The sequence below is a fragment of the Sphingomonas sp. QA11 genome (assembly GCF_028473665.1).
GTDB lineage: Bacteria > Pseudomonadota > Alphaproteobacteria > Sphingomonadales > Sphingomonadaceae > Sphingomonas > Sphingomonas phytovorans.
Genome location: NZ_CP098774.1, coordinates 126,870 through 140,535 on the forward strand (window position 1 = coordinate 126,870; position 13,666 = coordinate 140,535).

Here is a 13,666-nt window from a genome sequence, read left to right on the forward strand (position 1 = left end):
CCGGTTCGCCGCGTGGCGGCTGGAGGCCGGTACACACGAAACCTTGTGCAGCGCCACCTAGATCGGCCTCCTGTGGCCGCGCGTGATCTTCCGGGGCGAAAAACAGGCAGGCGCATATCGGGGCTTTGTGATCGCCCGGCTTTTTTCTAGGGTCCGGCGCATGCGGAGAGGTTGCGCGACGCGGATCATGATCATGGCGGCCGCCGTTCTTGCGCTGTCGGGCTGTGCCGGCGGCAATTTTCGGCCCGTCGCCGATCTGCCGGTCAAGATCGGGCAACCCTATCAGGTGCGGGGGACGACCTATGTGCCGGCTGTCGATCCCTTCTATGACATGCTCGGCTATGCGAGCTGGTACGGACATGAGTCGGGGGATCGCACCGCCAATGGCGAACGCTTCCGCCCCGATTGGGTGACCGCTGCCCATACGACCCTGCCACTGCCCACCTATGTCGAGGTGACGTCGCTCGATACCGGACGGCGGATCGTCGTGCGGGTCAATGATCGCGGGCCGTTCGTGCCGGGGCCGCGCATCATCGATCTGTCGCGCGGCGCGGCGGAACTGCTCGGCATGAAAGTGCAGGGCCGGGCGCCGGTGCGGGTCCGCCGGGTCGAGCCGGTGGAGAAGGATCGCGAACGCCTCCGCCACGGCAAGCCCGCGCGCGGCCTGCCGCCCGTATCGGAACAGGTGCTGCAGAATCTGCGCGGACAAATGACGGCTGCGGACCAGTAAGGAACGCACCGCGCCGCATCATCGGCTATGGGTTGCGACCGCCCGGGTTGGCAGGCAGACGGGGGGCCGGGGGGAAAGATGCAGGCACTCTTGATACTCTTGGCGGCGGTCGGGCTTGCGCCGCTTGTCCTCGGCATGGCGCGTCTTGGGCGTCCGGCGCCGGGAACCTCGCTCTGGCCGGGCCTGAGCTCGATCCTCCTGTGCGTGCTTGCCTTCAACCTGACCTTCTTCTGGCAGGAACTCTGGCTGGTCGTCCCGAAGGCCCTAACGCCGGGTCTCGCGCCGGTGCTGTATCACAACGACCATTCCTGGACGGGCGATGCGCCGGTCGCCGAATTGCTCCAGGGAACCGGCGCGCTCGCCACGCTGGCAAGCGGCCTTGCCTCGCTGGTCATCCTGCTTGTCCGCCCCCGCCTTTCCGCCACCTGGCGGCTTTTCCTGTTCTGGATGGCGTTCCAGGGGCTGTTCCAGTCGCTGAGCCAGTTCGCGATCGGGACGGTCCTGCCCGGCAACGACATGGGACGCGCGCTCGCTTTTCTCGGGGTGAGCGAGGCGGGGAAGGGCGTTCTCCTACTGGCGGTGACTCTTGCGATGGGCCTGGCGGGCACTGTCCTCGCGACCCTCGCGCCTGCGGGCCTGGCGAGATCTGAAGTGTTTCGAACGCGGGCGTTCGGCGTGGCGATGCTCCTCACCGCAATCGCCTGCGTCCTGCTCGTCGCGCCCTATCGCATGCCGCGGAATCCGGTCGAAGTGGCGCTGGTTCCGGCAATCGTGAACCTGATCGGCATTGGCTGGCTGGTTCTCGGCGCGTCTTTCTCGCGTCGACGCCGCAGAATAGACGGCGACAGGAAAACGAGCCTCGCGGGACCGGGCATTGCCCTGATCGCGCTGCTGCTTTTTTTCCAGATCGTCCTGCGGCCCGGCGTCGCTTTCTGACGGCCGGTCCGCTGGCGTTTCCGGTCAGCCGGGCTCGGAAAAGGGTGCCAGCCGCTCGACGATCCGGTCGAGCACCGTCGCGCCGGCCAGGTCGGGCTCGAATGTCTGTCCGACGATTGTTTCGAACGCTTCGACATAGATCGCCGAGGTCTTCAGCACGAGGTCCTGCGGGATGGCGGGGATGACGTCCTTGTAGGGATCGCAGCGCGCCGCCACCCAGGAACGGATGAAATCCTTGTCGAAGCTTTCGGGCCGCTCGCCGGCCTCGAAGCGCCCGGCATAGCTTGCCTGCTTCCAGTAGCGGCTGCTGTCCGGCGTGTGGATCTCGTCCGCCAGGATGATCCTGCCCTCCGCATCGACACCGAATTCATACTTGGTGTCCGCCAGGATCAGGCCGCGCTCGGCGGCCAGCTTTTGCCCGCGCGCGAACAGCGCGAGCGCGGTGGCGTTCAGCTCCTCCCATTGCGCCGGCGTGACGAGGTTGCGATCGAGGATCTCGGCCGGGGTCAGCGGCTCGTCATGCCCGCCGTCGAATTCCTTGCTGGTGGGGGTGATAACCGGTGTTGGCAGCCGTTCATTGTCCCGCATCCCGTCCGGCAGCGTCATGCCGTACATGCTGCGGTGCCCGGCCTTGTAGAGCGTCAGGATCGAGGTGCCCGTCGTCCCCGCGAGATAGCCGCGCACCACGATCTCGACCGGCAGGATGTCGAGCCGCCGGCAGAGCAGGACATTGGGGTCCGGATAGCCGAGCACATGGTTGGCGCAGATATCGGCCGTCTGCTCGAACCAGAAGCGCGCGGTCTGGGTCAGGATCTGCCCCTTGAACGGCACCGTGCAGAGAATCCGGTCGAAGGCGCTGAGGCGATCGCTCGCGATGATGATCCGCCGTCCGTCGGCGAGATCATAATTGTCGCGCACCTTGCCGCGATAATGCCGGGGAAGCTGCGGGATCGTGGCATCGTCCAATGTTCGCGAGGCGTGGTCGGCGAGATCCTTGGGCGACATGGACGTTCCTTATTCCGGGGCAGGCGACCCCCTAGCTCAGGCCTCCCGCTCGTGCCAGCGGCAGGACAGGCTTCAGGCGCCGTTGATACGATCGATCAGCGCCGGAAGCTCGGCCAGGCGGCCGAGCCGGGCGTACCGAGCAGCGTCGTCGGGCGGGGGCGCGCTCTCGTGCTTCCAGGCACCGTCCTGCGGAATGTACGCGGCCCAGGCACCGGCCTGCAGTGCGGGCAGCACGTCGGATCGCATCGAATCGCCGGCCATGATCGTTTCGCCGGCCTCCACCTCATATCGGCCGAAGAGCCGGGCGAACGTGCCGGCGGTCTTGTCGCTCACGATTTCCACGCCGGTGAAGCGGTCGCCGAGACCGGACGCGGCCAGCTTCGCCTCCTGATGGAGCAGGTCGCCCTTGGTGACGAGGACGAGCCGACCGCGATCCTCCAGGTCCTCAAGCGTCTGGGCAATGTCGTCGAACAATTCGACGGGGTGGGCAAGCAGCGACCGGCCGGCGGCCAGGATGTCAGCGACCATTCCCGGTTTCAGGTCGTTTCCGCATAGTTTGACGGCGGTTTCGATCATGGACAGCGTGAAGCCCTTGGCACCGTAGCCGTAGAGCGGAAGGTTTCGTGCCTCGCACGTCTCCAGCATGGGGCGCGCCACGCTTGCGTCGGCGAAGGGTTGGAGCATCTCGAGCAGCGCCTCTTCGGTCGCGTTGAAATGGCGCATGTTGTGCCAGAGCGTGTCGTCGGCATCGAGGCAGATAAGGCGTATCGTCATGGCGCGCGTTTAACGCGCGGGCCATTGGCGAGCCATGAATATGTTATGCACAGTGAGTCCGTCGACCGCCATGTCGGTGGCGGGTGCCGAGGAGATCGGGATGCGGATCGTTCAGGAACGTCCCGGCGACGAAGCGGCCATCCGCGCCGTGACGCAGGCTGCCTTTATCGGCCAGCCGTACAGCGAGCAGACCGAAGCGGCGATCGTCGATGCCCTTCGGGCCGCTGGCGCGCTGACGGTGTCGCTGGTCGCCATCGATGACGACATGCTGGTCGGGCATGTCGCCTTCTCGCCTGTCACGATCGATGGCGCAGATCGGGGATGGTTCGGACTGGGGCCGGTTTCCGTTGCCCCCGGGCGCCAGCGCGAGGGCATCGGCTCCCGGCTCATCGCCGGGGGGCTGGACGACCTGAAGGCGCGGGACGCGCGCGGCTGTGTCGTCCTTGGCGATCCCGGATATTATCGGCGTTTCGGTTTCGAACCTCGTGTCGGCCTGACCTATGCCGACCTACCGCCTGAATATTTTCAGGCCCTCGCATTCGGTGGCGAAAGCGCCGGGGGCAAGGTCGAGTACCATGCGGGATTCAAGGCCCGATAAAACCCAGTCACCGGGCCGGGCGCGCGCGATCCCCCGGCGCCAGGCTGGATTGTCGTGATGGTGTGAAGGGGGAGGGCTGTTTCCTGGCGCGAGGGGCGCTAAGCGGAGGCCCTCAACGTGGTCGCGATCCAGGAACAGGCTGATGGAAGAAAATCAAGCGGGCGTAAGGATCGATCACCATATGGTGCCCTTCCCGCGGTCGATCAGCGCGGAGGCTCAGGCTGCCCTCAGGCGTCTCGTGCGCGAAGACGGGGTCCCGCTCAATTCCCTGCACGTCATGCCGCCGCCTGACGATCATGAGGCGTGGCTGAGCATGAAGGCTGCAGTCGATCTTCACTACGCAACGGCCGTCAAGGAACTGGCAGGCAGCTTGCGGTCGAGCGTCGAGACGATCGGGCTTGGCGACGCGACCGTTCATGTCGCCACGCCGGAGGCGGTGACCTTCGCCGATGGCGCGTATATCGATCTTCATGGCGGGGCGCTGATCTTCGGGGGAGGCGAGGCGTGTCGTGCGGGCGCGCGCATGCAGGCCGACCAGCACGGCGTGGTTTGTTACGGTGTCGATTACCGGACGCCGCCCGAACACCCATATCCTGCCGCGCTGGACGACTGCATGGTCACCTATCGGCACGTCCTGGATCATCACCGCCCGGAGGATATCGTCATCGGCGGCAGGTCGGCCGGCGGCAACCTTGCCGTCGCTGCCGTGCTCCGCGCGCGGGACGAGGGGCTTCCCCTGCCGGCGGCGCTGGTCCTGCTGTCGCCCGAGGTCGACCTGACTGAATCGGGCGACAGCTTCAACGTCAACCGGACCGTGGACGTGGTCCTGCCCGGGTCGCTCATGTCGAGCAATCTGCTCTACGCCGGTGGCGCCGATCTGGCGCATCCCTATCTCTCGCCGCTCTTCGGCGACTTCCAGGGCTTTCCTCCCACCTTCATTCAGAGCGGCACGAGGGACCTCTTCCTGTCCAACGCGGTCAGGATGCATCGCCTCTTGCGCCGGGCGCGCGTGTCGACCGAACTCCATATCTTCGAGGCGATGCCGCATGGCGGTTTCATGGGAGCGCCGGAGGATAAGGAATTGGCGGAGGAGGTCGCCCGCTTCGTCAAGGAACAGTGGCGGCGGTCAGCTTAGCCTGTAACTGGGTCCGCAACTGGTGAGCCAGCCCAAGGCCGTTACCCTCGCCGAGAAGGTATCCGCTACCGATGCCGTCTTTGATATCATGGGAGGGCCGGGTGCGCCTCTCCCTCTCGTTGGAGCAGGCCGATGCAAACGACCGAGCGGACCTCATGCTGGCACGGCCTTCGCGAAGAATTGAAGAAGGCGAAGGCCGCTGAGACTATCGACGCGCGCGACTTTCATATCGACAAGGCCGGAGCATATGCGGAGCTTCTTGCAGACGGGGCCAGCGATAGTCCGGGGGAACCGTCTTATGCGGCTTTCTATCTCGACTGCGCGTTGACCGATATCGGTTCCGAAGAACCGTGGCAGGTTCCGTTGTAGCAGCGCCTGCGAAGCGGATCGATTGGGAACGGCGCTGAGCACGACTCAGGCCACACCTTCACACTATGTCTAGGCCGCGACGCTCGCCGAAAACGTATCCGCTGCCCCCTTTAACCCGCTCAGCCGGTCGTCGACCTCGCCGAACTCGCGGCCCAGCGCGTCGATCTCGGTTGCAACGCTTTCCGTATCCTCGCGGATCGTCGCGATGGTGTTGGACATGGAATCCGCCGCCAATGCCGTCTCGTCCACCGCCGCGGTGATCGCGGTCACGGTCTGCGCCTGTGCCTCCATCGCGAAGCGGATTCGGTTGGCGCTGTCCTGCACGTCGGAGACGGTCGACCTGATCGACGCGTTGGTGTCGACGGTGGAGCGAGTCGCCGACTGGATCGCCGCGATCTTGGCGGCGATATCATCGGTGGCGCGGGCCGTCTGGTTCGCCAATGATTTCACTTCCTGTGCGACGACCGCGAAACCGCGCCCGGCGTCGCCGGCACGCGCGGCCTCGATCGTCGCGTTGAGGGCGAGAAGGTTGGTCTGGCCGGCAATGTCACGGATCAGGCCGAGGATCGATTCGATCGATTGCGCATGGACGCTCAGCGTCTCGGACATGCCGACGGCGTCGCCCGCCTGGCTTGAGGCGCGGGTCGCAATCTCGGCCGCCGCTTCCACTTCGCCGCGGGCATCCTCGATCGCGCGGATCAGGCCGGCGGCGGTCCGCGCCGCCTCGCGCATCGCGATCGCCGATTGTTCCGCGGCGGCGGCGACTTCGGAGGTCTTGCCAAGCATGCCGCGTGCCGAAGCCGAGGCGCGCTGCGCCTGCACCCGGATTCGGTTGCCGAGCGTCGCCGTGCCCTCGATCGACTGGGCGATGCTCTCGCTGAACTGGGCTGATCGGGTCCGCCGCTCCTCGCGCGCGCGCTCGACATCGCGCGCGCCGAGGTGCGACGCCATCACATCCGCCTCGACCAGGCCGAGCCGCTGGACCACATCGGAAAGCTCACGCAGCCGGCTTGTGTCGCCGCCCATCTTCCTTTCGATCACCTCGAGCGTGCGGCTGTGCGAGAAGCTCAGGGACGACAGCAATGCCTGGAGCGGGATGTTCAGCCGGTGCGATCCGTCGGCGTGGCGGAATGCCATCAGCATCCACGCGTCGTCGAACGGCCGCTGATATTTGGCGCGGGTATATTCGGCGCTGCGGGCGACTCGCCTGGCGATCTGGTCAGGCCCGAGATGCTTGCGCAGGTGCGAGACCACCGGCAGCGCCAGATATTGTTCCCAGAATGCCGCCGCGATATCCGCCTCGCTGCCCTGGATCAGGCGCGCGATTTCAGCCGAGGCGGGGGCGATCGCTCCGTCCCAGTCGTAATTCGCGACATGTTCCGCGATGGAGCGCGAATCGCCGCTCCAGCCCCCTATGCTGCCCGCGCTATCCTGCGCCATTCAGTCATCCTCCCCATGCCCACGAGTCTTGGGCTCATGCAGCGACTTTGGCGACGAACTCGCCCGCGCTGTTCTTGAGCGTACCAAGCCTACCATCAAGTGAATCGAATCCCTGGCCGACGCGCTCGATATCCGAGGCCACGGTTTCGGTATCCTCGCGGATGGCGGCGATCGTGTTGGACATTGAATCGGCGGCAAGGGCTGTCTCGTCGACCGCGGCGGTGATCGCCGTCACGGTCTGTGCCTGCGCTTCCATGGCGAAGCGGATTCGGTTGGCGCTTTCCTGCACTTCGGAAACGGTCGCCTTGATCGAGGCATTGGTGTCGACGGTGGATCGCGTCGCTGATTGGATCGCGGCGATCTTCGCGGCGATATCGTCGGTCGCGCGGGCAGTCTGGTTGGCGAGGCTCTTCACTTCCTGGGCGACGACGGCGAAACCGCGCCCGGCGTCGCCGGCACGCGCCGCCTCGATGGTGGCGTTGAGGGCGAGCAGGTTGGTCTGCCCGGCGATATCGCGGATCAGGCCGAGGATCGATTCGATCGATTGAGCATGGTCGGACAGGGTTTCGGACATGCCGACCGCAAGGCCGGCCTGGCTCGACGCTCGGGTGGCGATCTCCGCGGCTGCCTCGACTTCGGTACGGGCATCCTCGATCGCGCGGATCAGGCCTGCGGCGGTCTGCGCCGCCTCGCGCATCGCGACGGCTGATTGCTCCGCGGCGGCGGCGACTTCGGAGGTCTTGCCGAGCATGCCGCGCGCCGAGGTGGAGGTACGCACCGACTGGCCGCGCAGGGCACTGGATTCCTGGGTAGCACTCTCGACCATCTGGGCGATTCCGTCACGAAACTCGGCGGCGAGCCTGTCGCGACCGGCCTGGGCGAGATGCTCGCGATAGGCGTTGTAGATGGCGACGGTGATTTCGCCCTCGAGCGCGGATAGGCGCATGAGCGTATCGACCAGCACCGGCAGGCGCGCGTCGTCGCGGTCGACCTTGCGGGTAATGACGCCAAGCGCGACCCGGTCGCTGGCATTGATCATCGACAGCAGCGCGAGCGGCGAGACGTCGCCGACATAGGCGGCGGCGACGGAGCGTTCGATCGATTCGATCCAGGCCCGGCCGGTCGTGTCGAGGAAGCGGTTGCGCAGGAAGGTGCAGCCGACCTCGATCATCTTCGCGGTTTCGTGCGGCGCCCAGATACGTTCGTCGGCGAAACAGCGCAGCCATTGCTGCCAATAGCCCTCCGAGATCGCCCGGATTTCAGGCTCGATCACGTTCCACGCATCGCGGCTGGCGCCCGCCAGCGATCCGTCGACATCGAAGACGCGAAGCCTGGCCGCGATATCCACCTTGGCGGCAATCGTGCCGGGGGTGGGCAAGTCACTGGGGGTCAAGGGCGGAACTCCGTAGCTGGCGACCATCCGCGTCCAAGCGGTTCTGCAGAGGAGCTATCGGGATAAGGTTAAAGGCGAGTTAGGAAGTGGTGCCGATTTATGCGCAAAACGGTGCCAGTCGGCGCCTGGGGGCTTGCGAATCAGATAAGTGAGTGCTTATGTGTCGGCATGATCCAGAACGACATCTTCAAGGCGCTGGCTGACCCGACCCGCTGTGCGATCTTCGAGAAGCTGGCGAGCGGGAGCATGAACGCCAGCGCCTTGCGCGAGGGGATGACGATCAGCCAGCCGGCGATGTCCCAGCATCTTTCGGTCCTGCGCAACGCAAGGCTGGTGCGGGAGGAGCGGCAGGGCCGCTTCGTGAACTATCAGGTCGATCCGGATGGTCTGGCGCTCATCGCCGGATGGCTGACGAAGTATCGCGCCTATTGGCCGGCCCGTGTCGATGCCCTCAAGGCCTTGCTGAAGGATATGGACCAATGAACGACACGAAGGGCGAGAGCCCGGCGCAGGACCTGGTGCTCGACTACGACCTCGATGCGCCGCCCGAAAAGGTGTGGCGGGCGATCAGCATCCCCGCTTTTCGCGAGACCTGGTTGCCGAAAGGAGATCTGGCCGACATGGAGCCGGTCTCCACCGCGCCGGGCGAGGAAATCCGCTACAGGATGCAGGACGGAGAACCGCCCTTCCTCGAAAGCATGGTGACGTTCCGGGTCGAGCCCAATGCGGCGGGGGGCACTAGGCTGAGAATCATCCACGGACTGGCGGACCCACGGCTGGGCCGCCGGCCGCCAAGGGCGGCGAACAACAACTGGTCCTGCCTCCTCCGCGCTGCCTGACGCCGCCGACCGAAGAAATACCGGAAGAAAAGGAATTCGCCCGTGCGCGAAGCGATGCAACTCGTCCCCATGGTCGTCGAGCAATCAAGCCGGGGGGAACGGTCCTTCGACATCTATTCCCGCCTTCTTCGTGAAAGGATCATCTTCCTCAACGGCGAGGTCAACGATACGATCTCCGCGCTTGTCTGCGCGCAACTGCTTTTTCTGGAAGGCGAGAATCCGAAAAAGCCGATCCAGCTTTACATCAACTCTCCCGGCGGCGTCATCACCAGCGGCCTCGCGATGTACGATACCATGCGATACATCAGGGCGCCGGTGCATACCCTGTGCATGGGGACGGCTCGCTCGATGGGGTCGTTCCTGCTGATGGCGGGTCAGCCCGGCGAGCGCGCCGCGCTGCCCAATGCAAGCCTGCACGTTCATCAGCCCCTGGGCGGATTCCAGGGGCAGGCGTCGGATATCCTCATCCATGCCGCGGAAGTGGAGAAGACCAAGCACCGTATCACGAGGCTGTATGCCGAGCATTGCGGGCGCACCTATGAAGAGGTCGAACAGGCCCTGGATCGCGACAAGTTCATGACGTCCGAGGAGGCGCTTGAATGGGGTCTCATCGATCATATCCTGACCGAGCGGAAGGCAGCGCCGGAAATAGCGGATGACTCGTCGCGCGCGATTACGGACTCGTAGAAACCGGGATGCGGCCAACGGGCGGACGGGACCGAACGCGGTCACCCGCATCGCCTCCTGTGTCCAATCCACCTTGCATCGCGGGACGTCGGGACTAATACGGCGCCACTGACCGTCCGAGAGGATTTCCCGCCTTGGCTAGCCCACGCAACCCCGCCCGACCGATCTCGCCGCACCTGACGGCGTGGAAATGGGGCGTCCATATGACCGTTTCGATCCTTCACCGCGTGACCGGTGACGGGCTGGCGACGGTCGGCACGATCCTGCTCGTGTGGTGGCTTGCTGCCCTGGCGGGCGGCAAGGAAACCTATGCTGCCTTCACCGACATCTTCACGCTGGCGGACGGCCGGCTGAACATCGTCGGCTATGTCTTCGGCATCGGGCTTACCCTGTCGCTGTTCCAGCACATCGCCACCGGCATCCGCCATTTCATCATGGATGCGGGCGCCGGCTTCGAGCTCAAGACCAACCGCGCCGGCTCCTGGCTGACCTTCGTCTTTTCGATCACCTTCACCGCCCTGTTCTGGGCCTATCTGCTCGTGGGGAAATAAGATGGGCAACGGTACCGAACTCGGCCGCGTCCGCGGCCTCGGCTCCGCCAAGGAGGGCGCGCATCACTGGTGGAACCAGCGGGTGACCGCCGCGGCGAACCTGTTCCTGATGCTCTGGCTGCTCGCGTCGATCGCGCGCCTGCCCAATTATGATTTCGCGACCGTGCACGACTGGATGGCCTCGGCCTGGGCGGCGATCCCGATGATCCTGCTGATCGCGTCGGTCTTCTATCATTTCCGCATGGGCCTTCAGGTCGCGATCGAGGATTACCTCCATGACGAGGGCCGCGTCGCCGCCATGCTCGCCCTCAACTTCTTCACCGTCGCGTCTGCCGCGATCGCCATCTTCTCGATCCTCAGGATCGCCTTTGCCGCCGGAGCGCCAGTCTGATGCCGGAAGCCTATAAGATCATCGACCACACTTATGATGCGGTGGTCGTGGGTGCGGGCGGATCTGGCCTGCGAGCGACCATGGGCATCGCCGAGTCGGGCCTGAAGACCGCGTGCATCACCAAGGTGTTTCCGACGCGCAGCCACACCGTGGCGGCGCAGGGCGGCATCGCGGCGAGCCTGGGCAACAACTCGCCGGATCACTGGACCTGGCACATGTTCGACACCGTCAAGGGTTCGGACTGGCTCGGCGACCAGGACGCGATCGAATATATGGTCCGCGAGGCGCCTGCGGCGGTCTATGAGCTCGAGCATGCCGGCGTGCCGTTCAGCCGCAACGAGAGCGGGACGATCTACCAGCGCCCGTTCGGTGGCCATATGCAGAATATGGGCGAGGGTCCTCCCGTGCAGCGCACCTGTGCCGCTGCCGACCGCACCGGCCATGCCATGCTCCACGCGCTTTACCAGCAGAGCCTGAAGTACGACGCCGACTTCTATGTCGAGTATTTCGCGCTCGATCTCATCATGGAGAACGGCCAGTGCCGCGGCGTGATCGCGCTGTGCATGGAGGACGGCTCGATCCATCGCTTCCGCAGCCATGCGGTGGTGCTGGCGACGGGCGGCGGCGGGCGTGTCTATCAGTCGGCGACCTCGGCGCACACCTGCACCGGTGACGGCAACGGCATGGCGCTGCGCGCCGGCATCGCGCTGCAGGACATGGAGTTCGTCCAGTTCCATCCGACCGGCATCTACGGTGCGGGCGTGCTCATTACCGAGGGCGCGCGGGGCGAGGGCGGCTACCTGACCAATTCCGAGGGCGAACGCTTCATGGAGCGGTACGCGCCGTCGGCGAAGGACCTTGCCAGCCGCGACGTGGTCGCGCGCTCGATGGCGATGGAGATGCGCGAAGGGCGCGGCGTCGGCGAGCATGGCGATTATATCTACCTGCACCTCGACCATATCGATCCCAAGGTGCTGCACGAGCGCCTGCCGGGCATCACCGAGACGGGCAAGATCTTCGCCGGTGTCGACCTGACGCGCCAGCCGCTGCCCGTCACGCCGACGGTGCATTACAACATGGGGGGCATCCCGACCAATTATCACGGCGAGGTCGTGCATAACAAGGACGGCAACCCGGACACGATCATCCCCGGCCTGTTCGCGGTGGGCGAGGCGGCCTGCGTCTCGGTGCACGGCGCCAACCGGCTCGGCTCCAACTCGCTGATCGATCTGGTCGTGTTCGGCCGTGCGACCGGCCTGCGCCTCAAGGACCAACTCAAGCCGAACACGCCGCACAATGCGCTGCCCAAGGGTTCGGAGGAGTTCGCGCTCACCCGGCTCGATCATTTCCGCAACGCCAAGGGGGCAGCGCCGACCGCGAAGGTCCGCGCCGAGATGCAGCGCACGATGCAGAAGCATTGCGCCGTGTTCCGTGACACCGCGCTGCTGGCGGAGGGCGTCACCAAGATGGACGCGATCTATTCAAGCTTCGCCGATGTCGGCATCAGCGACCGCTCGCTGATCTGGAATACCGATCTGGTCGAAACGATGGAGCTCGACAATCTGATCGGCCAGGCGGTGGTCACGATCAAGGGCGCCGCCAATCGCCAGGAAAGCCGCGGCGCGCACATGCACGAGGATTTCCCCGACCGCGACGACGCGAACTGGATGAAGCACACCGTCGCGACCTTTGAAGGCTGGGGCGGCAAGGGCGGCACCACCGAGATCGATTACCGCCCGGTGCATGACTACACGCTCACCGACGATATCGATTATATCAAGCCGAAGAAGCGGGTTTATTGAGGTGACGGCGGTGGGCTGGATCGGCCTGCCGCTGCTCCTTCTCGTCGGGCTGGCCGGTGGCTCGACGGGCGTGGTGGCGCAGGTCGCCGCGCCGCCCGTGTCGCTCGACGCGGACCCCTTCCACGTCAAATATGTCGATGCAGACGGTATCCCAGTCCTGTCCTCGGCCAAGGTCCCCGATCGTGCGCTGCTGGTGGCGAAGGCGATCGTCGAGGGCATGCTTGCCCACCGTCCCGATCTGGCCAGCGCGCTGGCGGCGTCCGGCTACCGCGTCGCGATCATGGCCGAGGACGAGAGCACGCTCGACCTGCCCGAACAGCGCGACTGGAAGAAACCGACGCGCGACGATCCCCGGCTGACCCGATGCGAACGCAAACATTATGACGAGCGCATCGGCCGCCTGACCGACCGTGCCTATTGGAACTTCCGGGCCCGCGGCATGGCCGGGCGGCTGACCAGCGGGGCGGTGGAAGACCTGCTCGGCCAGCGCAATTCGCGCTATTACGGCCAGACGATCTTCCTCCACGAATTCTCGCACGACATCCTCCAGGCGATCCGTGCCGCCGACCCGACCCTCTACTCGGAGGTCGACCGCGCCTATCGCGCCGCGCTCAGGGCCGGCCGGTGGAAGGGCGAATATGCCTCCACCACGATCGACGAATATTGGGCGGTGGGCAGCCAGTTCTGGTTCAACTCGGGGCGGATGGTGATCTTCGATGGGCGCCGCATCCTCTCGGACGCCGACCTGAAGGCCTATGATCCCGCGCTCCATGCGGTTCTCGGCAAGGCGTATGGCCCGGTCCACCATATCGACGGCGACCCCTTCTATCTGAGCGACGCCCGTGTCCCGCCGGGGCCGTTGCCGGCCAACACTGCTGAGGTCTGCTAGCTGGAAGAAATGCAGGACCTCCCGATCGTGCCGGACATGGTCTCCCCTGCTTCGTCACCCCGGACTTGTTCCGGGGGCCACCGTTCCGCGAGAAAGGCCGATGCGGTGCTTGCGGGTCGGTGGATGC

General features: G+C 65.5%; 16 protein-coding genes. 12 read left to right on the top strand and 4 right to left on the bottom strand.

The genetic code is table 11. The features are described from left to right. Positions 1–193 precede the first annotated feature (193 nt). Entirely contained in the window at positions 194–730 is a 537-nt protein-coding gene (locus NDN01_RS00650; protein ID WP_443025183.1) for a septal ring lytic transglycosylase RlpA family protein, read from the top strand. 78 nt (positions 731–808) lie between these two features. Continuing rightward, complete coding sequence (locus tag NDN01_RS00655; RefSeq protein WP_272625216.1) at positions 809–1,666, top strand: hypothetical protein; 858 nt, start codon at positions 809–811, stop codon at positions 1,664–1,666. Positions 1,667–1,690: 24 nt separating this feature from the next. On the opposite strand, the gene NDN01_RS00660 is transcribed toward NDN01_RS00655, so the two are convergent. Beyond that, positions 1,691–2,671 (bottom strand): phosphoribosylaminoimidazolesuccinocarboxamide synthase, encoded by a 981-nt coding sequence (locus NDN01_RS00660; protein ID WP_272625217.1) that lies wholly within the window; start codon positions 2,669–2,671, stop codon positions 1,691–1,693. A 72-nt stretch (positions 2,672–2,743) separates the two neighbouring features. Then, positions 2,744–3,445: an HAD family hydrolase gene (locus tag NDN01_RS00665; RefSeq protein ID WP_272625218.1), complete on the bottom strand. Its 702-nt coding sequence runs from the start codon at positions 3,443–3,445 to the stop codon at positions 2,744–2,746. 52 nt (positions 3,446–3,497) lie between these two features. Here NDN01_RS00665 and NDN01_RS00670 point away from each other — a divergent pair, with 52 nt between their 5' ends. From NDN01_RS00670 to NDN01_RS00680, 3 genes are all read left to right on the top strand, one after another. After that, on the top strand, positions 3,498–4,043 hold the full coding sequence (locus NDN01_RS00670; RefSeq protein WP_272625219.1) for a GNAT family N-acetyltransferase: 546 nt from the start codon (positions 3,498–3,500) through the stop codon (positions 4,041–4,043). Positions 4,044–4,185: 142 nt separating this feature from the next. Then, entirely contained in the window at positions 4,186–5,178 is a 993-nt protein-coding gene (locus NDN01_RS00675; RefSeq protein ID WP_272625220.1) for an alpha/beta hydrolase, read from the top strand. 132 nt (positions 5,179–5,310) lie between these two features. Then, positions 5,311–5,547: a hypothetical protein gene (locus tag NDN01_RS00680; RefSeq protein WP_272625221.1), complete on the top strand. Its 237-nt coding sequence runs from the start codon at positions 5,311–5,313 to the stop codon at positions 5,545–5,547. Between the two features lie 69 nt (positions 5,548–5,616). Here NDN01_RS00680 and NDN01_RS00685 read toward each other — a convergent pair whose 3' ends face one another. Both NDN01_RS00685 and NDN01_RS00690 read right to left on the bottom strand, forming a co-directional pair. Next, entirely contained in the window at positions 5,617–6,987 is a 1,371-nt protein-coding gene (locus NDN01_RS00685; protein WP_272625222.1) for a methyl-accepting chemotaxis protein, read from the bottom strand. A gap of 34 nt (positions 6,988–7,021) precedes the next feature. Next, on the bottom strand, positions 7,022–8,365 hold the full coding sequence (locus NDN01_RS00690; protein ID WP_272628435.1) for a methyl-accepting chemotaxis protein: 1,344 nt from the start codon (positions 8,363–8,365) through the stop codon (positions 7,022–7,024). Between the two features lie 183 nt (positions 8,366–8,548). Here NDN01_RS00690 and NDN01_RS00695 point away from each other — a divergent pair, with 183 nt between their 5' ends. The 7 genes from NDN01_RS00695 to NDN01_RS00725 all read left to right on the top strand — a co-directional run bounded on the left by NDN01_RS00695 (position 8,549) and on the right by NDN01_RS00725 (position 13,539). Continuing rightward, on the top strand, positions 8,549–8,863 hold the full coding sequence (locus tag NDN01_RS00695) for an ArsR/SmtB family transcription factor (RefSeq protein ID WP_272625223.1): 315 nt from the start codon (positions 8,549–8,551) through the stop codon (positions 8,861–8,863). Continuing rightward, positions 8,860–9,219 carry an SRPBCC family protein gene (locus NDN01_RS00700; protein ID WP_272625224.1) on the top strand — a complete coding sequence of 120 codons (360 nt, stop codon included), beginning with the start codon at positions 8,860–8,862 and terminating at the stop codon, positions 9,217–9,219. The genes NDN01_RS00695 and NDN01_RS00700 overlap by 4 nt, the downstream gene beginning before the upstream one ends. 54 nt (positions 9,220–9,273) lie before the next feature. After that, on the top strand, positions 9,274–9,906 hold the full coding sequence (locus NDN01_RS00705) for an ATP-dependent Clp protease proteolytic subunit (RefSeq protein ID WP_272628436.1): 633 nt from the start codon (positions 9,274–9,276) through the stop codon (positions 9,904–9,906). Positions 9,907–10,040: 134 nt separating this feature from the next. Further along, positions 10,041–10,457 carry a succinate dehydrogenase, cytochrome b556 subunit gene (gene sdhC / locus NDN01_RS00710; RefSeq protein WP_272625225.1) on the top strand — a complete coding sequence of 139 codons (417 nt, stop codon included), beginning with the start codon at positions 10,041–10,043 and terminating at the stop codon, positions 10,455–10,457. A gap of 1 nt (position 10,458) precedes the next feature. Beyond that, complete coding sequence (gene sdhD / locus NDN01_RS00715) at positions 10,459–10,848, top strand: succinate dehydrogenase, hydrophobic membrane anchor protein (protein WP_272625226.1); 390 nt, start codon at positions 10,459–10,461, stop codon at positions 10,846–10,848. Next, positions 10,848–12,650: a succinate dehydrogenase flavoprotein subunit gene (sdhA, locus tag NDN01_RS00720; RefSeq protein ID WP_272625227.1), complete on the top strand. Its 1,803-nt coding sequence runs from the start codon at positions 10,848–10,850 to the stop codon at positions 12,648–12,650. The genes sdhD and sdhA overlap by 1 nt, the downstream gene beginning before the upstream one ends. Position 12,651: 1 nt before the next feature. After that, entirely contained in the window at positions 12,652–13,539 is an 888-nt protein-coding gene (locus NDN01_RS00725; RefSeq protein WP_272625228.1) for a glycoside hydrolase, read from the top strand. The last annotated feature ends 127 nt before the right edge of the window (positions 13,540–13,666 follow it).